The sequence below is a fragment of the Peribacillus sp. B-H-3 genome, assembly GCF_048572925.1.
Taxonomy (GTDB): Bacteria; Bacillota; Bacilli; order Bacillales; family DSM-1321; genus Peribacillus.
On record NZ_CP183879.1, the window covers coordinates 269,341 to 289,458 of the forward strand.

Sequence of the window (20,118 nt, forward strand, 5' to 3'; positions counted from 1 at the left end):
TGCTGCCAAGGATTTCCCTTTCAAGAATTTCTATTGCAAAGACTTTCTAGATGAAGTGCAATTACAGCCTCCATAAGCTCTGGTGTGACTTCATCGCCTTTTTTCAGGTGATGTAATGCTAATCCATCTATAAGAGCATACAGCCGCTCCGTTTCTCCTGCAACTATATTCCATGCCTTATCTGCTGTATATATTAGTGTAACAGCAGGGTTTGGCCATTCCATGATTAAATGGATGGATCAGAGATTTTCATATTGGATGGCTGATGGTCCCATACCGGAAAAAGCTCCTAAATTCGGAACCGGGCATGCACGCGCTGAACGCATAGGATGGCTCAGGCACTTTTTATCCTGGATGATCGGCATAGCACTGATGTACGGAATGATTCTGTATATTGGTGATTATGACAGTACTGAAGAAATACAGAAGCTAATTAAATGGTGGTCTATTGCTCTTGCAATCGACTTTCTATACAGCTTCAGCTATTCACTTTGGCCCAGGCGTAAGAGAATGGATGATAAGGCATAAAGGCTTTTCCTCTAAGTATCACATTCTATAGAGCCCCCGTATCGTCCGTAACGCGATAAAAAAGGATAAAGCAAAAATTGCTTCATCCTTTTTTGGGGTTAATCAAACTTTAGTTTAGCGAGTGCATCGGCAAGAGCAGTATTGATTGGTTCATCTTTATTTTGCTTGTTCAGATAGCTTGATACGTCTTTTTTGGATGCTTTTTGGTCTTTGCCTTCGCCTCTTCTTTTATTAAAAGAGGAAAGCTTCTCATGATAGCCGCACTTGCAGACAAAGGTCTGTGCCTCGCCCTGGCCGCGCATCTCCATCTTTTTATGGCATTGCGGGCATCTTGCGTTTGTAGCCCGGGACACACCTTTTCGGTATCCGCACTCCCTGTCCTGGCAGACAAGCATCTTTCCTTTTTTTCCATTTACTTCAAGCATCAGTTTTCCGCAATCAGGACATTTAGTTCCGGTCAGATTGTCATGCTTGAACTTCTTGCTGCTGTTTTTGATACCTGTGACTATATCCTTGGCATATGCCTTCATCTCGCTGATGAAGGCCTGCTTAGGGAGCTGCCCTTTTGCTATAGCTGTCAGCTTCTGCTCCCACTGGGCAGTCAGGGCCGGGGAGCACAGTTCATCCGGTGCCAGGTCAAGAAGCTGTTTTCCTTTGGAAGTGACAAAAATCCCTTTTCCTTTTTTCTCAATTAAGAAGGTATTGAACAGTTTCTCAATCACATCGGCACGGGTAGCAACGGTTCCAATGCCGCCTGTTTCACCCAGGGTCTTTATGAGATCTTTTCGTTCTCCGCTCATGTATTTCGATGGATTCTCCATGGCAGAAAGCAGGGTGGCTTCATTCAGGGGCTCAGGCGGCTTTGTTTCTCCATTTGTCATAGAGAGGTTTGTAATCTTCAGCACATCGCCCTTTGCCACGGACGGCAGCATTTGTTCAAGGAGACCATCATTAGAGTCTTCTTCATCTGTTTGATGATCATATGCTTCTTTCCATCCGGAATGTAATGCCACTTTGCCTCTGGCTGCAAAAACTTCTCCTCCGATTATTGCTTTAATGGTTGTCTGCTCATATTCAAAAGGAGGCAGGAGCACAGCAAGAAATCTTCTGACAACCAAATCATATATTTTATATTCCTTGTCGCTTAATTTACTCATGATAGGCGTTTGTTCTGTTGGTATGATGGCATGGTGATCTGATACCCTGCTGTCATCAACAAACGATTTGTTCACTTTAATGGGGCTTCTGAGAATTTTGGAAGCGAGCATGGCATACGGCTTCACCCTTACAGCTTCAAGCCGTTCCTTTAAGGTATCCACAATATCCGAAGATAAATGCCTTGAGTCGGTTCTCGGATAGGTTAAGGCCTTATGGCTTTCATACAGCCCCTGCATAATGGACAGTGTTTCCTTTGCAGAGTACCCGTACTTTTTATTCGCATCCCTCTGCAGCTCCGTCAAATCGTAAAGCTGTGGAGCAAAGCTTTTTTTAGTCGTCTTATCAACGTCCGCCACCCCAGCGCTTTGGTTTCTTGCTTTAGCCAGGATGCTTTCTGCTTTCTCTTTTTCAAATGTTCGGGTATCCTCTGTTTTTCCATCCTGCCAGACCAAATTCATATTAGAGGCCACAGCTTTTAGTCCGTAATAAGGCTTCGGGCTGAAGCTCTTTATTTCGTCCTCTCTTTTCGCAATCATGGCAAGTGTCGGGGTCTGTACCCTGCCGCAGGATAATTGGGCATTATATTTGGTCGTAAGCGCCCTTGTCGCATTCATGCCTACTATCCAGTCGGCTTCTGCCCTTGCAACCGCAGAAGCATAAAGGTTTTCATATTCCTTTCCATCCTTTAACTTGCGGAATCCGTCTTTGATCGCTTTGTCAGTCACAGATGAAATCCACAGGCGCTTGACGGGCTTTTTGACATGTGCCTTCTCAAGAATCCATCTTGCGACAAGCTCTCCTTCGCGGCCGGCGTCTGTCGCGATAACGACATCCTTAACATCTTTCCGGTTCAGCTGGGTCTTCACTGCCTGAAACTGCTTGCCGGTCTGTTTGATGACTACCAATTTCAAAGAGTCGGGCAGCATCGGCAGGTCCTCGAGCTTCCAGGCTTTATACTTTTCATCGTACGCCTCAGGATCTGCATGGGTAACTAAATGTCCCAGCGCCCAAGTGACAATATATTGATCTCCTTCAAAAAAACCGTTTCCTTTTTTATGGCTATTCAGCACTTTAGCTATATCTCTTCCGACTGAAGGTTTTTCAGCCAGTATAAGTGTTTTACTCATCATAACATCCTTTCAATTTCCTGAAATGCAAGAAATGTTTGTTCCCTTCCATTATCTCATAAATTGCTTTGGAGAGCGACGATATGGGACGGAACATACATGGCTCTCAATAACTTTTGGCTCTGTTAAACTTGTCTGCTGATTTCCGCTCCAGAAGCTTCCTTTCCGGGGGCAGCCCGACGAGCTCCTCGTCGCCAAGCGTACCTCAGTAATCAGCAATTCACATTTACAAAGCTTATGATTCAAAAATTATTTCCCGAGAAATTTGTCGATTGGTGCTTCCGTGCTGTTTCTGATATTTTTGGGCGAGCCGGCAAGCAAGGATAGCAATCTATCACGGATTTTAGTAAGATGGACTATGGATGTTTTAATAAATATTGGAGGTTCACAAATAATGAGCTTACTTTCTATAGATAAATTGGGCCATAGCTTCGGCGACCGTACATTGTTCAAGGATGTTTCCTTTCGTTTAATGGCTGGTGAACATGTTGGCCTGGTCGGTGCGAATGGCGTCGGCAAGTCTACTTTAATGAATATCATAACCGGACATTTAATTCATGATACAGGGCGGATGGAATGGACTCCGGGCGTCGTATACGGATACTTGGATCAGCATACCGTGCTTACGAAGGGAAAGACCATCCGTGATGTTTTAAGAGATGCCTTTCTTCCGCTGTTTGAAGAAGAAAAGGCCCTGAATGAAGTCACAGAGAAAATGGGGACGGCTTCTCCCGAAGAGCTTGAAGAGCTCTTGGAACAGATGGGTGTCATTCAGGACAAGCTGGAAGCAGGCGGCTTTTACAATCTTGATATCAAGGTAGAAGAAGCTGCACGCGGACTTGGTCTGGATGCCATTGGACTTGACCGCGATGTTTCTGCTCTTAGCGGCGGGCAGCGGACTAAGGTTCTGCTCGCCAAGCTTTTATTGGAGCAGCCTGAGGTCCTTTTATTAGATGAGCCTACCAACTATCTGGATGTCGAGCATATCCGCTGGCTAAGCAGCTATTTGAAGGAATATCCGCATGCCTATCTTTTAATTTCCCACGACACGGAGTTTATGAATGGCGTAGTTGACGTCATCTTTCATCTCGAATTCTCCAAGCTGACTCGTTATACAGCTACCTATGAAAAGTTCCTGGAATTAGCTGAAATCAATAAAAATCAGCATATCCATGCATATGAAAAACAGCAGGAATTCATCAAGAAGCAGGAGGATTTCATAGCTAAAAATAAGGCACGCTATTCAACAACGGGCCGGGCAAAGAGCAGGCAGAAGCAGCTTGAGAAAATCGAACGGATCGACCGTCCGGAAACGGCCATGAAGCCTACCTTTGATTTTAAAGAGTCACGCGGAAGCAGCAGGTTTGTGTTCGAGGGGGAAGCATTGGAAATTGGATATGACCGCCCGCTTTTCCCTAAGCTTACAACAACGATTGAGCGCGGCGACAAAATTGCAGTCGTCGGAAGCAACGGTGTCGGAAAGTCCACTCTATTAAAAACCATACTAGGAAAAATCAAGCCCATTAGCGGCAAGGTCATCCTTGGCGATTTCCTTTTCCCTTCTTATTTTGAACAGGAAGTAAAAGCTGCAGGCACCACGCCGCTTGACGAAATTTGGAATGCATTCCCGAGTCTGGAGCAGCCTCAGGTAAGAGGAATCCTTGCAAGGGTCGGCTTGAAAAATGATCACATAACCCGCCCGCTGAACCAGCTGAGCGGAGGTGAACAGGCAAAGGTCCGCTTATGTAAGCTAATGCTGACAGAAAGCAACTGGCTTTTGTTTGACGAGCCGACCAACCACTTGGATATTGTAGCTAAAGAAGAGCTTAAGCGCGCCATGAAAGCCTATAAAGGCACTATTGTCCTTGTCTGCCATGAGCCTGACTTCTATGAGGATTGGGTGACAAAGGTATGGAACGTGGAAGATTGGGCGAATGAAGCCCAAAGCTGACTCTTTTATAGCCTTAACTGCTATAACAAAAACCATCTTTGGGTGCTCCAAAGATGGTTTTTGTTATAGCAGAATTTATATCTTATAAACGGGCTGGTTCAACTATTTTCAGTTCTTTACCCAATAGCCTGGCTAATTCCAGCATGCCAAATTTCCCTGCCGCTTTTTCTGCATCGCTGTTATAATTTGTATTTGTATTAATGTCATATGTGAAGATTTCCCCTTCACTGTTTCTGATAAATTCAATCCCGGCAACAGCAATTTGATTTTCTTTCAGGAAAGTTTCGTATTGCTCGATAATGGGCTCCCGGAAGTCTTCAATAACTTGGAACTTAGGCTTTTCAGGAACTTCCTCCCCAACAGGGCAGAATAAATCGCCAATCTGGCATGCGTCCGCCGGGCACAGCTCAAAGCCCTCAGAAGTGTCGACACGGACAGCATACACAAATTTTCCGCCAACAAATTCACAGCGGGTGATATATGGCTCAGGGGATTTGATATATTCCTGAATCAGTGTAATGCCATCGACCGGTTCTTCAAAATCAGGGCCATCCACATATTGCTTCAGTGCATCAATGGAATGGAACAGCTGAACACCAAGTCCCTTTCCGGCACGGTTATGCTTGGTGATAAAAGATTCTGCACCCAATTTCCCGGCTGCTTCTATAATCATATCTCTCCCGGCTGCCGCTATGGTTTTAGGTGTTTTAATGCCGTGGCTGGCAAGCGCGGTGTACTGATTGGCCTTGCTCACTTCCAATCGGAGAGCCCGGCTGCCGTTCAGGACCTTCCGTCCGTGTTGCTCAAGCCATGCCAAGACTGCCTCGGTAAGCTCAGGCGCAAAACGGTGACCCCTTGTATGGGAAGAAGCGCTCATCCTGCTGTAAAATACGCCCTCCGGCGGCTCCTGGGATAAATCCACCAGTCCGTGGTCAAGATGCCACTCTTCATAAGACAGGTTCAGTTCATTCAATCTGTTTGTCAGATGCTCTGTCCATTCGCTGTTTTCGTGAATGATGTATATTTTGCTCATTATTATAGCCTCCTGTTATATAGCTCAAAACTTGACCGTCAGGCTTTTGTTTTTTGGCGTTTTTTCTCCACAAGCGGTTTTACCTTTTTCGCGAAACGCTCCATTTCTTCCAGCTGCGGTGAAAACTGAAGCAAAAGCAAATCTATTCCCGCTTCTTCAAATTCAATGATACGATCTGCAATCTGTTCTGGAGTTCCAATCAGGTTCGGGCGCAATCCCCTGTTGGAAACAGAATAATCATAAAGCTTGACCTGCTGCTCAAGCTGCGATTTATTGACGAAATCATTATATCCGGCATATGCGTTTGATTCTTTTACATCCGTAATTCTCTTAAGTTCTTCCTGTGCTTCTTCTTCACTGTCCCTGCAGATAACATAGGCGGCCAGTCCAAAAGAAGAGAATGGCTGTTTTCCGGCTTCTGCCCGTCTTTCCTTCATTCCTCGAATTTTAGCGCTGATTTCTTCAACTGTTCCGCCGTGCATCACATATGCGTCACATTTTTCAGTTATCACCTGCTTACCGCGTTCACTTTCACCGCCGGCATATAGGATTGGATTAGGCCGCTGCACCGGTTTTGGGTTTAAATGGGCGTCTTTGATATCATAGTACTTTCCCTTATAGGAAAAGGTATCTTCTTTCCATAAGCCCTTAATAACATCAATGAATTCTTCCGTGCGGTCATATCGTTCGTCATGGGCCGTAAAGATCCCCCCATACTGGCGAGCCTCTTCCTCCCACCAGGCAGAAACAATATTCAGCGTGAATCGGCCATTGCTGATCTGATCGATATTCGCCGCCATTTTTGCTGTAACAGCCGGATTATGGAATCCAGGCCTGACTGCGGTCATAATTTCAATTTTTTCGGTCACTGCAGCAAGCCCTGCTGCTGTAGTCCAGGCCTCAAGGGAGTCTTGTTCAGGCCCTTTTATATCATTCAAGTAAAGTTCGGCAATCAATGTCGTATCATATCCCCACTGTTCTGCAGCCTGGATGACAGTCTTTGCATATTCAAAAGTTGGCGGCATGTTTTCATTATCTACATTCCGAAGCCATCCGCCAAAGATGGGTAGCCAAAATCCAAATTTCATCTCTCTATCTCCTTTTCCAGTCAATTCTGCCTGCATCTTGAATAAAAGAAAACAAACAAAAAAACTTCCCCCGATAAGAAGAAGTTTCGATTTATCCCCTGCTTATCTGCCAGAGTGCATGACTCTGCTGGAATTGGCACCATTCTGACTATGTCAGCGGCTGCCGGGCTTCAAAGGGCCAGTCCCTCCACCTCTCTCGATAAGTACTATTCAATTTTTACATAAATTAATCCTACTACGAAACTTGGTAATCCGTCAACTTTATTGTTAGATAATTTTCAATAATACATTAATATGTTTTTTCACAGACAAGTGTGTAGGTTTTTGGAAGCCCGATATCGTGGATTTTATGATTCGGCTCCTCCTCCAGCACCTTAATAACAAGCCCTGATTGGCCAATAGCCGTAATCAGCTCGCCCATGGACCATTTTCTTTGGACAACATTTGACAGGCTTTCCTGCTCTTGCTCGGGCATATGCTTGGTAAATGCCACTCTATTATTTTCTATCTCTGGATCAAAATAATTGCCGGTTACTTTATGTTTTTTTCCTGAAGATGAAATCAGCTTTGTCGAAATAGGATGAAACTCATGAAGGACAAACCTTCCGCCCTTCTTCAGCAAGCCCCCGATAACCTCTGCTAACGGCTGGAGGTCGATTACATAATGCAGAACGCCAAGCTCCATTAAAACAAGATCATATTTTCCGCCAAGCTCTGCTTGAGGCAGCGAAAGAACATCTGAAACGATATAGTTTATATCGACCCCGCAGGAAGCAGCCAGTTCTTCTGCGAATGCTTTATTTTCTTTTGAAAAATCAGCCACCGTAACCTCTGCACCCAGTAATGCCAGTGCTGCTGCTTTCACTCCATTTGACCCCATCAAATGGGCTACTTTCTTTCCATTAAGTTCACCTAAATACTTATAGAAGGGATGCAGCCTCCAAGCAGGGTTCTGCCTGATTTTTTCTGCCATATCTTCCGGGCGTCCGTACCTGTTAATAAGCGCCAGATAATTATTCTGGTTCCAGGCCTGCTCATTATGCTCGGTGAACCCCTGCTGCTGCTTCAATAGATGGGCGTGGATGCTGCTGCTGAATCTATTCATTTCTTTATCATATAAATGGCTGTAAAGTGAACGGCACCAGATCTCTTCGCCGCCATGCGGAATGGCTATCCGGTATGGATCCGTTTTAACAGTGGTATTGTAAAAGAAGCTTATTACCGCTTCGATATGGTTGATCTTAAGATGAAACTCTGCCTTTTCCGGCGTTTTCACGAGTTGAGAAGGCTGGAAGGTTTCAAAAAGGCTATATGCCTGCTGAAGCAGATCCCATTGTACGCTTACGGTTATTTTATCTTCATCCTCCAGAATGACCCCCTGCAGCAATAGTGCTGAAGCCCCGGTAAATTCATAGGGTATTCCCGCATGGTTTAAAAGAGAGCCTATTTGAAGGATGTCAGTATAATAAGTGTTGTCTTCCATATCCTATCCTCCATTTTTGTCAAAGCCTGTTTCGTTTTCATCCTGCTATAGCGGGTAATATATTTCCGCTTAGAGAATCTTCATTTTATGTAAGAGACCGCCTTTTATAAAGAGTCTCCAGTTTTCCCTGTTATTTCACCAGTGCATGCTTGAATGCATAAATGACGGCCTGTGTGCGATCCTGCACTTCCAGTTTGCTCAAAATATTGCTAACATGCACCTTTGCGGTTTTCAGGGCGATATATAGTTCGTCTGCGATTTCCTGATTGGTTTTCCCCTGTGCTATCAGCAGCAAAATTTCCATTTCCCTGTTTGTGAGCTGTTCATGGAGAAGCCGCACAGCTGGTGTTCTCATTTTTTTCATCATTTTGCCTGTAACTTCCGGTTCCAGCACGGAATGGCCATGGTAGGTAGAACGCACTGCCTCTGCTATATCACTTGCCCTGGAGGTTTTCAGCATATAGCTGTAAGCTCCTGCTTCAAGAGCTGGGTACACCTTTTCATCATCCAGAAAACTTGTGACAATAATGATTTTTGCTTCCGGCCATTTTTCAATAATCAATCTGGTTGCCTCAATCCCGTCCATTTCTTTCATGACAAGATCCATTAATATAATATCCGGCCGCAGTTCAAGTGCCAGCCTGACTGCTGCACCGCCATCATCTGCCTCGCCGATCACTTCTATATCAGCCTGCATAGATAAATAAGAAGATACCCCTATTCTTACCATTTCATGATCATCTACAAGCAATACTTTAATCAATATCTTCACCTCCTGTAGAAATTAATGGCACTTTTACTTCGAGCCTTGTTCCTTTATTGATCACACTGACTATTTTCATTGTGCCGCCAATTTCCGCTGCACGCTCCTGCATATTATGAAGCCCATAAGAACCTGCTTTGGAGTTTTCTGAGCGGAAGCCGCAGCCGTCATCTGCAATTATAAAGATAATCAGGCCGTCTCTTGATATTAATGAAACCTCAAGTGATGAAGCTTTGGCATGCCTTAGGGTATTGGAAACAGACTCCTGAAGAATGCGGAATAAATGATCCTCTATCCCCCTGTCCATGGAAACAGGCTCTATCTTCCATGTGATTTTCATCGGAACTTTTTGAACGAGCTCCCCAAGCAATGAGGTAATGCCCTCTTGCAGGGATTTGCCTCTTAGCGGCACCGGGCGCAAATGAAGGAGAAGTGCCCGCATTTCAAGCTGTGACTGATGAATGACACTCTCTGTTAGCTTAAGCTGCTTCATTTCATTGCTGTCAGTATCCTGCCTGCTTTCGGTTATGGCTGACATGAGCATCGAGGCGGCAAACAGCTGCTGGCTGACTGAATCATGGAGCTCCCTTGCCAGGCGGTTTCTTTCCTGCGAAATAATTTCCTGAATATATTTTTCCTGATCTTTCACTTTTTCATTGGACAGCTTTTGAACCGATTTGGCCCGTTCAGCGATATGCCGGCGCACATTTTCAAGCTGTGCTGAAATTCTGGCAAACTCCTGGACTTGTGTGTTTCCTTCAAAGGAAGATGCAGAGCCTTGTGATATTTTATATAACTCATCCCCCACTTCAGCAAGCTGCCTTTTCCAGTAAACACCCGAAATGGCTCCATAGAGGACACCAAGAATAACACTGGTAATCGGCAAAAAGAGCGCAAATGGGAAATTCATGATTTTCCTGTTCCATAACAGTGACCAATCGGACAGCGGATATATAAAAAACACAAGCGAAGGCAATAGGATCGACATAGCGAAAGAAATGGCCGCACTCCTGATAATCTGCCGGATAAGAATGCTCATATCCGCTTCACCTCTAAATCTCCGATAAGCAATGAGGTGATGATGGCAATTTTCTGTTCTGCCTCATTAAATCCAGGTGTCTGGAAGGAAAGAATACTATTAAAAATTTTTCTGTCCTGGTTATTGAAAACCGACGTACTTCCAGCAATGACAGAGTGGTGAATGCTCACTTCCATATCATATGGAACTAAAATGCGGACATTTCCCGCAATACCCCGGATGGAAATGAAGGTGTCTCCTTTAGGAAGAATTGTATTGCTCAGATCAATGACAGTATCACCAATCCCGGTCTGTATGTTCACATCATTCCATTCATAAACATGGTCAGGCGTCTTCCTGCCTCCGAACAGCTTGTTTTCAAAAAGAGAATTCTTCTTGATCAGCGGCTCCTGGCCGCAATTCTTAGACTCTATCAGTACCGGATTGATATGATCCGGATTCTTTTTCGATTGATAAAAAGTGTATAAAAGATAAGCAAGAATAGCTAAAATAAAAAATTTAAAGACAATCATCTGCAGCACAATTACAACCGTACTGAATAGACCTATCCAAAACAGCATTTTCCCTATTGCACGATGATACTTTTTTTTGCCAAGGTATAAGCACCCGAAGGATAGAGGAAGTGAAATGAATAAATCCCCATCAAAAAATACTAATTCTAAAAATAGCAGTACAATGCCAGTTAAAAAAACCCAGCCAATCCACTCTGTTCTATGTCTATTCATCACAGGGCCTCTCCCTTCGCTGATACTGCTTTTTTATTGCTGCATATATTTCAAAGAGGCGCAGAAATCTGCGCCCCTTTAAGAATACCACGATTGCTTTAAGAAATAGAATGGGTTTCTTTATTTTTCAATTCCTTTTCAAGGCGGGCGATTCTGCCGTCAATGGTTTGATGGTGATAAGAAGAATTAACCGTATCTTCGAGCCTCTCCAGATATTGTCCCATTTCTTCAAACCGCATAAATGGCTTTTCCGCATTGCTTTCTGTATCCAGCACGCTATTGATTTTATAATGAGCTCTAGCAGCATTCTCGCGCCCCATCAGTTCCAGGCGTTTGATGTTCATGTCTTTTAATTTATGCTTCATTTCTTCGTATTTCTGTTCAAGCTCCTGCAGCTGATTCTCTGCATCATGAAGTGCCGTTTTTAATCGCTCTGCACGCTTTTCGTATTGATCCATTTCACGCTCAGCAAACTCCTGCAGCCCGGTTTCCCCGGCCTTGGCAGCTACCTCTGCCTGATGCTTCCGTTTATCGGCCAAATTAAGCGCATATGCCAATTCCCGTGTAAACTCTTCCTTCAGCTGGTATTGGCGTTCTACAAGCTTGCGCACCTTTTCTGTTTCCTGTTCACTTTGGCGCATATATTGATTCAAGACAGCAAGAGGATTCTTCTTTTCCTTTTGATCCAGAAGTTCATGAAAATCAGCAGCAATTGTCTCTTTTATTCTTGTAAATACGTTCATATTTTTTCTCTCCCTTATCACATTAGTTTTTATTTAAATCCGCCCATTGTTTCTCAAAATTAATAAAAGGATCTTTTTCTCCGCTAACTTGCTCACTTTTTGTTTCATTCCATTTCTTATAAACAAAATACAGAACAAGGGCAGCGGCAATGCCAATAACAGATGGGATGTTGGCTATCGCTCCAGAAAGTGCAACGAGGGAAATAATTGCCCAAATTACCTTTCCCCATGCGGATTCTGCTTTAATAAACTGTTTGAACACAAAATATAAAATCACCAGGCTTATTGCCAAACCAGCCAGCGGGCCAACATTCGCCAGCAAAATTATCGCCGCGATAACCCCCGCAGCTGCTAATCCGAATTTTTTCATTTATATATTCCTCCTTTCAATCTATACTCCAAGTTTACCTGCCTTTCCCCTTTTTCATAATGAGCTCAGGCCATATTTTCACATAAGGCTTGAGGCGTATTTGTAAGCGAATACGCCTTTTTCTATACTATTAAAAAGCACGGAAAGACTACATACCGCTTCCCTGTATTTTGCGAAGGCTGCCATATCTTAAATTTTGATTTATTGAAGCGGAAAACAGCCAACAAAAAAACCCGGCATCCGCCGAGTTATGTTTCAATCAAGCATTGACAGCTTCAGTCCTTTTCTGGCCAGTGCAATAAGATGATCATCTTCTTGATCATGGCCGTAAAGGAACAGGTTAATAAGCGTATATACTGACTTGAAGCGTGCTAATATTTCTGTTTCCCTATCTATTTCTCCATAAATCGAGAAAAACTCTTTGCGTGCATCTGGAGGAAAATAACTATAAATAAAGGAAATGTCTACTGCCGCATTTCCTAAATGAACATCTCCCCAATCTATGATTCCATAAAGCATGCCCTTTTCATCTAAAATGACATTGCGGACATGGATGTCTCCATGAACTAATTGATTTCCACTATTATTATTTACTGTTTCTGCATGAGACAGGTACTCACCTGCTATTTTCGCGTCATCTGTGTATCCGGCATCAAAGAGTTGTTTGATATTGGATGCGAGCTTTTGCTTTCGCACCTGCATATTAATTCGTCCCATAGAATCAGGCAAAACTCCCAGGGCACGGGCCCTTTCTTCAGGAAAATCATGAAGAGCTCTTAGAAAATAAGCCAATTTCCTAGCTGAAACAGCCCGTGCCTGGTGTGATTCATTTACAGGCAGCTTCCCCTTTACAAGACGGTAGCCTGTAAAAGGAAAAGCGAAACTTTTTTCAGGCTTTCCAAAAAAAACGGGCTCGGGTATTTTTAGAGGCAGCACTGGACCAAGAGCAGGGAGCAGCCTATTTTCTGTGCTTAACAGAGGCACAGCGATATCACGGCGCGGAAACCTGAATACATATTCGCCATTTACTCCAAAAACAGTATTATCAAATCCTTTGCCCAGTATTGTAACATTCGCTGGACAAAGCTCAGGAAATTGATGATGAATAATGCTCCTTGCAGTTTCAGCACTAACCGGATATTCGGCTTGCCATGGTTTGTTCATAGGCATGCTCTCCATTCATGTTTTTTTCAAAGTGGCCCTGTTAATCTTTTCCGGTGATCTCTGCTGACGCGCCGTTTAACTGGCCAAAAAAATCCTATCTGCCTCTGCGGCCGTTTCCGGTTCTATCCGATCGTCCGCTTTCCCTGCCGCGGCGGCCTTCAGGGCGGGCACTTGAGGTTTCCGGCCTTTTCCTCCGGTCCTCACTGCCATTTCGCTTATCGGCCCTGCGCTGGCCGCTGCGGGATTCTGAACGGGAACTATCGCCATCAGTGCGGCGGCCCCGGCTTCTCTGGCTTCCGCTGCTTTCACGGGAGAATTCTTTCCGTCCTCTTTCTCCTGATCCCTGTCTAGCCTTTTTTTGCACCTCATCCGGCTGATTCATATGAATGCCTTCTATTTTCCTTCTCGGAATTTTCATGGAAATGCCTTTTTCAATGTCACCCAGAAGCTGAAGGTCTTTGGTAGCGATAAAAGTTACAGCCAATCCATTCTCACCGGCTCTCCCAGTCCGGCCGATTCTGTGGATATAGCTTTCAGCATCCTCAGGGATATCATAATTAAAAACATGTGTAATTCCTTCAACATCCAAGCCGCGTGCTGCGACATCCGTCGCTACCAGATATTGAATGGAAGCATTGCGGAAATTCTTCATGACACGCTCTCTTTTTGCCTGGGAAAGGTCACCATGAAGCTCCTCGGATTTATAGCCTGCCCCCTTTAAAGCTTCATTCAGCTTTGATACTCTCCTTATGGTCCTGCAGAAAATAATAGCCAAAAATGGCTGTTCTTCATTCATCACTGTAATAAGTGTATCTTGTTTGGCACGATCTGTTGTTTCAATTGCCAGCTGCCTGATCTTCTCTACCGTTATCTGCTGAGATTTCACTGCCACTGTAATCGGCTGGACCATGAATCTTTGTGCCAATGACTTCACTTGATCCGGCATTGTTGCAGAAAACAGCAGCGTTTGCCTGTCAGATGGAAGCTGTTCTATAATTTCTTCCACTTCCGGCAAAAATCCGATATGAAGCATTTGATCTGCTTCATCCAGGACCAGCTTTTCTACATGAGACAAGTCAATCGTTCCCCTCCTGGCATGATCCAAAAGCCTGCCTGGTGTGGCAACCACCACAGATATATTGCGCTGAAGCTTTTTCATCTGCCGCTCAACATCCTGGCCTCCGTAAACCGCCAAGACCTCAAAGCCATCAATATGCTCTGCAAAGTTATTCAGTTCTTGTGTAATCTGCAGGGCAAGCTCCCTGGTAGGAGTGACAATCAATGCTTCAATCGACGAAGACTCTATATTCCATTTTTCCAATATCGGAAGCAAAAAAGCAAAGGTCTTTCCCGTTCCAGTCTGTGCTTTGGCAATAACATCTTTTCCTGACAGTATTTCAGGAATTGCCTGTTCCTGAATGGGTGTGGGTTCCATGATGCCCCGTTCTTTCAATATATTTTCAAATGCCGGGCTGATTCCAAGCTGATTAAATTTCATATCGTACCTGCCTATTCTAATAATGATTTTTGTCTAGTATAACATTCCCATTATAAGCTTGCTTTTGAAAATTTCCTTGTTTGTCCAATGTTTCGAAAACAGCAATTCACCCTTTAAAATATCTCTTTTAACGCGTTTTTTTCCGGGAATAAAACTTATTTTTGGATTGAAGCGTTTACATGCCGATAATCGATGGCACTTCGCCTTTACATTATTGTGCTTTTCACTGTAATTGATTATAATTTATAGGATTTTTCATTTTTGAACAAACTAACAATATTCAAGCTTTGGAGTAACGTTTTCCTCCTTGCTATACGCAAGGAGGTTTCTATTTTAAAAGGAGTGGCAGCATGTTCAAACTTCAAGAAAGAAAAACAACGGTTAAGACTGAGGTTTTAGCCGGGATTACGACATTTCTTACTCTGGCCTATGTGGTTGTCGTCAACCCAATGATCCTATCAGACGCTGGCGTGCCTTTTAACCAGGCCTTCTCAGCAACAATCATCGCTACCTTAATTGGTACATTGAGCATGGCCTTCTTTGCAAATTACCCGATTATTATCGCGCCTGCAATGGGATTGAATGCATACTTCGCCTACTCTGTTCTTGGGACGCACCATATTCAATATACCATTGCGTTTTCTGCCGTATTCGTGACAGGCATCATTTTCTTAATTTTATCGCTTACCTCTTTCCGTTCAAAGCTCATTGCAGCGATACCTAATAACTTAAAGCATGCAATCAGCGCCGGAATCGGCTTATTCATCACCTTCATCGGTCTCCGCTTATCTGGAATCGTAGCCGATCATCCGACTAATTTAGTGACCCTTGGAAATTTCAGCGACCCAAAGGTAGCACTTACACTGATCGGTTTAGTTATTTCCATTATCCTGATGACGTTAAATGTACAGGGGGCATTGTTTATCGGGATGATTATTACCGGGGCAATTGCTTACTTTACAGGACAGCTGCATTTCACTAAAGGCATTATTGCTTTGCCTCATTTGCCAGAAGGCATTGTCGTTTATAACCCTATCACTTCTGTTAATGATGTAATTAATTATGGGCTGTATGGAGTCGTCTTTTCCTTTCTGCTCGTCATGCTCTTCGATACGACTGGCGCCCTGCTTGGCATCGTGCGGCAGGCAGGATTACTTAAAAACGAAAAATTAGAGAAGGCAGGAAGCGCCTTTTTTGCTGATTCAATTGGTACGGCCATTGGCGCCATGTTTGGTACAAGCCCGACAGCTGCCACTGTTGAATCCTCTGCTGGTGTCGCAGCAGGAGGCAAAACAGGTCTGACTGGCATCACAGTTGCCGTATTATTTTTGATAACCGCCTTTTTCAGCCCTTTGGTCGGCGCGCTTTCAGGTGTCGCGGCCATTACGGCGCCCAGCCTGATTATTGTCGGCAGTTTTATGATAAAAAACATTTCAGAAATTAACTGGCATGATTTCGATGAAGCATTTCCGGCCTTCCTTGTTATTGTCAGCATGCCTTTAACATCAAGTATAGCCAACGGAATCGCACTTGGATTCATTTCATATCCGATTATGAAACTTGCCAAAAGGAAGTATCGCGAGGTCCATCCCCTGGTTTACATTTTTGCCATTTTGTTTTTATACCAGCTGATATTCATCGCGAGGTAACTGAATATTGTTAGGCAAAAAAACCGTTCGCCATTTATAGCGAACGGTTTTTTCAGCCTGCATTTTGTTCTTGCAGGCTCTCTTGATCGGATTGGCCATGCTTTAAAGTCAGGATAAGTGGTGTAATGGCACCGATAAGTGCAACGGGAATGATCTCCCACAGAACTGCCGGCGGCGTTATCAGCACTCCTGACTGGCAGATGCCGTAAAGTGCGGTGAAGTAAAGAATACTTCCTGCCAATCCTGCTGCCCAAGGAATTTTTTTTATGAGCAAATAGCATAATGGAATGAATAATAGGGTAATAGGCACATATGACGTTGGATAGCCAACTTCAAAAAAGATCAGCTTGCCGATAAACCTTAAACCTATATATAAGGCAGCTGCTGCGAGCGGAATCCGGGAATTCCGGAAATACCGGATCACAAAAACAGTGAATAAAGATACTACAGCCGTTGAATAGAGCGGATACAACCATGGTGCAATTCCGCCGAAGATCTGTGATGCCGGATCAGACAGCAAATCCAGTATCTCCTGTGAAGCAATGGATTTGCCATGAATATATTGATCATAAGAAATAGAACCGTTTTCCTGCTGCATGTTCGGGAAAACAAGGCATTCAAGCAGGAACATAGCAAACCATGTGTGATAGGTTTTCCATCCAGGCTTATTGCCTTTAGTATAGAGGTGATAGCCGCGCCACACGCCCGCAATCATGATTGCAGTGGCTATATAGTAAACAAAATGCGTCGGGCTCCATGTTGTAAGGTCAATTCCATAAGCAATGTGATAGCTGAAATCCAGAGGGATTCCAATCAGGAATAAAACATAGCCTATTGTAGCAATATTTCTTGATAAGCCGTCCATATATTTTAGCTTTCTCCACTCCTGAAAAAGCAAAAAAGCGCCAATCGCAAAACCAGCAAAATTAACAATATGAGGGATAGAGTATTTCTCAAATAAATACTTAAAATGATAAGAAGCATCCCAGGCTGACCCCGCAAATTTCAGAAAAAAAGCGATAACCCATAATCGGTAGAATTTCAAAATTCCAGCCTCCTATTCTTTCTAGCCTAACAAATCAAAAGCACTTCCAAAAATTAAAACCAGCACATAGTTAACCATCAGCGAAATTCCGAAGATGATAGCCAATTTCCGCCCAGTTCTTTGTTTGAACAGCTTATAAATAAAAATGAATCCAGTTATCACCATAAAGATGTTGCAAACAAGCAAAAGCCATAGCTGAAAATCATTTTCCACATGGGCATCTGCAGTAACATGCGCTAATACCAGCGGCAAGAATCTCATTTTACTACCCTCCAAGCATATCGTTCCATGTAGTACCCATTTGCCTGCACGTGTGCATGCAAATATTAAAAGACCGGCAAACAGGAAAAATTCCAGCATGAAAGCTTCCCCAATTATATCATCGATATGGACCAAATTGGGGATTAATAGAGTTTATTTTACTAGAAAGATGTTAATATCATCCACATTCCAAAGATATCTCTTCATAAATGCCTTATAAAATCCTTAAAATAAACCCGCCAATAGCCATTCTTCCTCAAAGAGAAATCCGCTTTTTATGAAAAATACAACAATCTATAAAAAAGAGCCAAAACAAAAAGCGTCTGCAGGAAACAGACGCTTTTTAAAATTTTATTTATTCATTTGAGCCAGAAAGTCACCTAATAAATCATCCAGGCTTTCTTCCTGTTCTTGTTCTTCTTCTAACTTGCCAGAAGAATCCTGATTAAGCGAGGACCAATCAAAATCGTCCAGGTCCTGATCATTATTATTTTTTTGCGGTTTCTGCGTAACCGTCTCTGTCTCTGCCTCAGAAGGAGAAACAGATGGAAAATGGTCTTGCAAATACAGAGCTTCATCAATTTCCAGAGCGCTGCTGTTCAAAGATGCAAGCAAAGATGTTGCCCTCAGCGGATCTGACAGCAGCTGAAAAAGGATGCTTCCAAGCATTGCTTCAGAATGGGCATGCTTCAGCCAATCACGCTGAGATTTATTCAGTTTCTGCGGGAGCGGGATGGAAATCATCTCTCTGTCCTGTACAGACTCATTTCCCACTCCATCTAAAACATACTCAGCCACTTTACTGGAAAAATTTCTTTTCTCTTTTTCCTTTAACTTCTGCAGCTGCCTTAAAATATGATCAGGCACATCAGAGGGGATGCGGAATGTGATGGCTTGTCCCCTTTGAATTTCTGAAGAATTTGGTTTTTTCATTTTATCACCTATTTAGCAGATCCGGCTTTTTGTTCTTCCTTTTTGGTATCTGCTTTTGCAGCTCTTGAATTTCTCTTGGCGAATTCTGAGATCAGCTTATAATAAGCATTTGCCATCATCCAGATGCTCTCTTTTTCATCTTCAAAGAAGTCAATGTTATAGCCATCCAAGTTGTTATTCAATGTCTTTAGATAATCTTTAAGTACAATCGCTCCTCCACCAACGAAGTAGCAGATTTCAGTCTGGGAATTCTTCTGCCAGACATTACGCAAGTGGCGGTACTGTTTTTTTGCAAGCTCCCCGAGTATGCGGTCAGTAATGTCATGTACACTTGTCCTGCTTCCCCGCACCATAATATGGTTTCTATCATTCTTCTTCGTAATGATTTCAACCACATCTCTTCTGCTATCCAATTCAACTCCATGCTTGGAGCGGATTTCTTCCCTGATTGCCTCGAGCGCTTCTGCCACACCAAGATTAAATCCCTGGGCCTTATCATCATCCACTTTGCGGTTCTTGATTACAGCGATGTCTGTAGATAATCCGCCAATATCCTGAATAAGAATTCTTTTGTCTATTAAATCTCTGTTTATGATATTTGAATCATTGTCCATAACCAGATTTATGAAAGCTGCAAATCCCTCTGGATAAATTTTGACCTCATCAAATCGGATATTCACCTTTTTCCCCTGATACTTAGGAGTTACAAGGAATTCAACCTGATGAACAGACCCAAGAAGACGGGAGCGGTAGCCGACATCCTTTCCTTCCTTTACTTCACGAAGGGGCAATCCTGTTCCTAATGTATAATTTGCTTCAACAACTGAATTATTCGACTTGAAAACTTGATTATTCTCTTCCTTCACTGCATCAAGTGCAAGTGCTGCAAAAAGCATGATTAATGTCTGGTCTTCTTCCGACTTGCTGCTTCCTGGATCTAACTCAGACGGATTGTCAGCTTTCGTAGCCAGGTTACCCACACGGTAGATTGCATTGTTATCCTGAAGGGCAGGGGAGTGGACCCTAATATGAATACCTTCAATAGGATCATTGTCATCCAAATCTTCAATACCGATTACCGGGCGGTCTTCTATATCTCTTGCGATGACATTTGGTATGTAAAGTTCAGAATCCATTTTGCCAAACAAAGCTTTAATTGCATCATTTCCTACATCAACTGCTGCGATTCTTGAGTTACTCATCAAACCATTCCTTCCCTTATAAAAAATGATAAAACTCTTAACATGCTCTATTCACTTTTTATCGGCCTTACACGGCCATCTTTTTTTATGAGCTTTTTCCACATACAAAAAAACTCATTACACTAAGAATAAAAAAAATCCCACGTTTGGTCAATACTTCTTTAGTTGCATACTTTTATGTATACATGTAAACAAATTCGTGTACAAGATATTTAAAATTGTATACATCCCGTCATATCAACATGTATACATGTTTGTACACATGTAAACGAAAAGTGTATACAACACATACAAAAATGTTTACAAGTATACAATTTTGTAAACATACAAATTTCAAGCGTTGTCCAGCTGTCCTTCA

19 protein-coding genes and 1 riboswitch are annotated in these 20,118 nt (G+C 43.2%); of the genes, 3 read left to right on the forward strand and 16 right to left on the reverse strand.

The genetic code is table 11. The annotated features are described in order from the left end of the window. Positions 1–20 precede the first annotated feature (20 nt). Positions 21–224 (reverse strand): TetR family transcriptional regulator C-terminal domain-containing protein, encoded by a 204-nt coding sequence (locus ACN6MY_RS01190; protein WP_419882459.1) that lies wholly within the window; start codon positions 222–224, stop codon positions 21–23. Between ACN6MY_RS01190 and ACN6MY_RS01195 the strand changes: the two genes are divergently transcribed. Then, a complete protein-coding gene (locus ACN6MY_RS01195; protein WP_419882460.1) occupies positions 223–528 on the forward strand; it encodes a hypothetical protein in 306 nt (101 codons plus the stop codon). The genes ACN6MY_RS01190 and ACN6MY_RS01195 overlap by 2 nt on opposite strands. Before the next feature lie 98 nt (positions 529–626). Here the strand turns inward: ACN6MY_RS01195 and ACN6MY_RS01200 are convergent, their stop codons facing one another. Beyond that, positions 627–2,813: a DNA topoisomerase III gene (locus tag ACN6MY_RS01200; RefSeq protein ID WP_419884039.1), complete on the reverse strand. Its 2,187-nt coding sequence runs from the start codon at positions 2,811–2,813 to the stop codon at positions 627–629. 394 nt (positions 2,814–3,207) lie between these two features. On the opposite strand from ACN6MY_RS01200, the gene ACN6MY_RS01205 reads away from it, so the two are divergent. Continuing rightward, positions 3,208–4,764, forward strand: coding sequence for an ABC-F family ATP-binding cassette domain-containing protein (locus ACN6MY_RS01205; RefSeq protein WP_419882461.1), 1,557 nt, complete (start codon positions 3,208–3,210; stop codon positions 4,762–4,764). 82 nt (positions 4,765–4,846) lie between these two features. On the opposite strand, the gene ACN6MY_RS01210 is transcribed toward ACN6MY_RS01205, so the two are convergent. The 10 genes from ACN6MY_RS01210 to ACN6MY_RS01255 all read right to left on the reverse strand — a co-directional run bounded on the left by ACN6MY_RS01210 (position 4,847) and on the right by ACN6MY_RS01255 (position 14,670). Further along, complete coding sequence (locus ACN6MY_RS01210; protein WP_419882462.1) at positions 4,847–5,797, reverse strand: ATP-grasp domain-containing protein; 951 nt, start codon at positions 5,795–5,797, stop codon at positions 4,847–4,849. Positions 5,798–5,835: 38 nt separating this feature from the next. Beyond that, positions 5,836–6,885 (reverse strand): LLM class flavin-dependent oxidoreductase, encoded by a 1,050-nt coding sequence (locus ACN6MY_RS01215; protein ID WP_419882463.1) that lies wholly within the window; start codon positions 6,883–6,885, stop codon positions 5,836–5,838. Positions 6,886–6,984: 99 nt separating this feature from the next. Then, positions 6,985–7,091: riboswitch (SAM riboswitch) on the reverse strand. Positions 7,092–7,174: 83 nt separating this feature from the next. Next, positions 7,175–8,368 (reverse strand): class I SAM-dependent methyltransferase, encoded by a 1,194-nt coding sequence (locus tag ACN6MY_RS01220; protein WP_419882464.1) that lies wholly within the window; start codon positions 8,366–8,368, stop codon positions 7,175–7,177. A 130-nt stretch (positions 8,369–8,498) separates the two neighbouring features. Next, positions 8,499–9,131: a response regulator gene (locus ACN6MY_RS01225; protein WP_419882465.1), complete on the reverse strand. Its 633-nt coding sequence runs from the start codon at positions 9,129–9,131 to the stop codon at positions 8,499–8,501. Further along, complete coding sequence (locus tag ACN6MY_RS01230; RefSeq protein ID WP_419882466.1) at positions 9,124–10,170, reverse strand: sensor histidine kinase; 1,047 nt, start codon at positions 10,168–10,170, stop codon at positions 9,124–9,126. The genes ACN6MY_RS01225 and ACN6MY_RS01230 overlap by 8 nt, the downstream gene beginning before the upstream one ends. Then, on the reverse strand, positions 10,167–10,895 hold the full coding sequence (gene liaF / locus ACN6MY_RS01235) for a cell wall-active antibiotics response protein LiaF (RefSeq protein ID WP_419882467.1): 729 nt from the start codon (positions 10,893–10,895) through the stop codon (positions 10,167–10,169). The genes ACN6MY_RS01230 and liaF overlap by 4 nt, the downstream gene beginning before the upstream one ends. A 98-nt stretch (positions 10,896–10,993) precedes the next feature. After that, a complete protein-coding gene (locus ACN6MY_RS01240; protein WP_419882468.1) occupies positions 10,994–11,638 on the reverse strand; it encodes a PspA/IM30 family protein in 645 nt (214 codons plus the stop codon). Between the two features lie 22 nt (positions 11,639–11,660). After that, entirely contained in the window at positions 11,661–12,008 is a 348-nt protein-coding gene (locus tag ACN6MY_RS01245; RefSeq protein WP_419882469.1) for a flagellar basal body rod protein, read from the reverse strand. Between the two features lie 255 nt (positions 12,009–12,263). Continuing rightward, positions 12,264–13,172 (reverse strand): phosphotransferase, encoded by a 909-nt coding sequence (locus ACN6MY_RS01250; RefSeq protein ID WP_419882470.1) that lies wholly within the window; start codon positions 13,170–13,172, stop codon positions 12,264–12,266. Between the two features lie 94 nt (positions 13,173–13,266). Continuing rightward, positions 13,267–14,670: a DEAD/DEAH box helicase gene (locus tag ACN6MY_RS01255; RefSeq protein ID WP_419882471.1), complete on the reverse strand. Its 1,404-nt coding sequence runs from the start codon at positions 14,668–14,670 to the stop codon at positions 13,267–13,269. A gap of 350 nt (positions 14,671–15,020) precedes the next feature. Here ACN6MY_RS01255 and ACN6MY_RS01260 point away from each other — a divergent pair, with 350 nt between their 5' ends. Next, the gene (locus ACN6MY_RS01260; protein ID WP_419882472.1) at positions 15,021–16,319 is read left to right on the forward strand and encodes an NCS2 family permease; all 1,299 of its coding nucleotides are present in this window, start codon (positions 15,021–15,023) and stop codon (positions 16,317–16,319) included. Between the two features lie 52 nt (positions 16,320–16,371). Here the strand turns inward: ACN6MY_RS01260 and ACN6MY_RS01265 are convergent, their stop codons facing one another. The 4 genes from ACN6MY_RS01265 to ACN6MY_RS01280 form a co-directional block, all read right to left on the reverse strand. Then, positions 16,372–17,364 carry a hypothetical protein gene (locus tag ACN6MY_RS01265; RefSeq protein ID WP_419882473.1) on the reverse strand — a complete coding sequence of 331 codons (993 nt, stop codon included), beginning with the start codon at positions 17,362–17,364 and terminating at the stop codon, positions 16,372–16,374. A gap of 21 nt (positions 17,365–17,385) precedes the next feature. Beyond that, the gene (locus tag ACN6MY_RS01270) at positions 17,386–17,625 is read right to left on the reverse strand and encodes a hypothetical protein (protein ID WP_419882474.1); all 240 of its coding nucleotides are present in this window, start codon (positions 17,623–17,625) and stop codon (positions 17,386–17,388) included. A gap of 351 nt (positions 17,626–17,976) precedes the next feature. After that, positions 17,977–18,558 carry a hypothetical protein gene (locus ACN6MY_RS01275; protein WP_419882475.1) on the reverse strand — a complete coding sequence of 194 codons (582 nt, stop codon included), beginning with the start codon at positions 18,556–18,558 and terminating at the stop codon, positions 17,977–17,979. Positions 18,559–18,566: 8 nt separating this feature from the next. Next, positions 18,567–19,760 carry a ParM/StbA family protein gene (locus tag ACN6MY_RS01280; protein WP_090988533.1) on the reverse strand — a complete coding sequence of 398 codons (1,194 nt, stop codon included), beginning with the start codon at positions 19,758–19,760 and terminating at the stop codon, positions 18,567–18,569. Positions 19,761–20,118: the final 358 nt, after the last annotated feature.

Coding starts and splice junctions, on each gene's coding strand:
- ACN6MY_RS01195 (WP_419882460.1), top strand. CDS start 223: ATGATTAAATGGATGGATCAGAGATTTTCATATTGGATGGCTGATGGT.
- ACN6MY_RS01190 (WP_419882459.1), bottom strand. CDS start 224: ATGGAATGGCCAAACCCTGCTGTTACACTAATATATACAGCAGATAAG.
- ACN6MY_RS01200 (WP_419884039.1), bottom strand. CDS start 2,813: ATGAGTAAAACACTTATACTGGCTGAAAAACCTTCAGTCGGAAGAGAT.
- ACN6MY_RS01205 (WP_419882461.1), top strand. CDS start 3,208: ATGAGCTTACTTTCTATAGATAAATTGGGCCATAGCTTCGGCGACCGT.
- ACN6MY_RS01210 (WP_419882462.1), bottom strand. CDS start 5,797: ATGAGCAAAATATACATCATTCACGAAAACAGCGAATGGACAGAGCAT.
- ACN6MY_RS01215 (WP_419882463.1), bottom strand. CDS start 6,885: ATGAAATTTGGATTTTGGCTACCCATCTTTGGCGGATGGCTTCGGAAT.
- ACN6MY_RS01220 (WP_419882464.1), bottom strand. CDS start 8,368: ATGGAAGACAACACTTATTATACTGACATCCTTCAAATAGGCTCTCTT.
- ACN6MY_RS01230 (WP_419882466.1), bottom strand. CDS start 10,170: ATGAGCATTCTTATCCGGCAGATTATCAGGAGTGCGGCCATTTCTTTC.
- liaF (WP_419882467.1), bottom strand. CDS start 10,895: ATGAATAGACATAGAACAGAGTGGATTGGCTGGGTTTTTTTAACTGGC.
- ACN6MY_RS01240 (WP_419882468.1), bottom strand. CDS start 11,638: ATGAACGTATTTACAAGAATAAAAGAGACAATTGCTGCTGATTTTCAT.
- ACN6MY_RS01245 (WP_419882469.1), bottom strand. CDS start 12,008: ATGAAAAAATTCGGATTAGCAGCTGCGGGGGTTATCGCGGCGATAATT.
- ACN6MY_RS01250 (WP_419882470.1), bottom strand. CDS start 13,172: ATGAACAAACCATGGCAAGCCGAATATCCGGTTAGTGCTGAAACTGCA.
- ACN6MY_RS01255 (WP_419882471.1), bottom strand. CDS start 14,670: ATGAAATTTAATCAGCTTGGAATCAGCCCGGCATTTGAAAATATATTG.
- ACN6MY_RS01260 (WP_419882472.1), top strand. CDS start 15,021: ATGTTCAAACTTCAAGAAAGAAAAACAACGGTTAAGACTGAGGTTTTA.
- ACN6MY_RS01270 (WP_419882474.1), bottom strand. CDS start 17,625: ATGAGATTCTTGCCGCTGGTATTAGCGCATGTTACTGCAGATGCCCAT.
- ACN6MY_RS01275 (WP_419882475.1), bottom strand. CDS start 18,558: ATGAAAAAACCAAATTCTTCAGAAATTCAAAGGGGACAAGCCATCACA.
- ACN6MY_RS01280 (WP_090988533.1), bottom strand. CDS start 19,760: ATGAGTAACTCAAGAATCGCAGCAGTTGATGTAGGAAATGATGCAATT.